This window comes from Salinisphaera sp. G21_0 (assembly GCF_017744115.1).
GTDB lineage: Bacteria > Pseudomonadota > Gammaproteobacteria > Pseudomonadales > Endozoicomonadaceae > Endozoicomonas.
The window spans coordinates 1-540 of sequence record NZ_JAGHQW010000281.1 but is presented as its reverse complement, the minus strand read 5'-3'; the positions used below and the strand labels follow the sequence as shown (position 1 = coordinate 540).

Below are 540 nucleotides of genomic sequence, written 5' to 3'. Positions count from 1 at the left end.
CCCCCTTCAACAGACATCCACGGCCCGCTATCAAGGGAGTCAGGGAACCAAAGGACTGCTTGCCCTTGGCACGCTGGCCAGCTCTTTTCAGTATGCGAATTCGAAACCCATTGCCGATGGATCAAAACCCATAGAGATTAATGATGCAGAAACCCTGGGCAAGATTGGTCAACATCCCGACTATCCACTGGACGGTACCTATCAACAGACAGCAGATATTGTTGTCACTAAAGACCATAAACCTATTGGCGGTGCATTTACCGGGGAGTACGATGGGCAGGATCGTACCATCAGCGGCCTGTCTGACTGTTTTGTTGACACTCTGGAAGGCAGCATCAGTGACCTTCACTTTACTGGTGCCAATATAACGAATTCCGCTAAGACGACCGGGTTAGCAGCCTGTGTTGTTGATGTTGATGGCACAGTCAGAAATATCCGGGCGGAAAATGTTCATATTGTCACCTCGGGTGAGGATGCAGACGCCGGCATCGGGGGGGGGGCGGGTTAAAGGAACGGTTGCCAACACCACGGCGGTGAACA

General features: G+C 52.0%; 1 protein-coding gene. It reads left to right on the top strand.

Annotation, left to right across the window (positions count from 1 at the left end; genetic code table 11):
- The coding region (locus J7439_RS26070; RefSeq protein ID WP_209204969.1) for a hypothetical protein at positions 1-508 on the top strand (508 nt) is incomplete at its 5' end.
- Between the last annotated feature and the right edge of the window lie 32 nt (positions 509-540).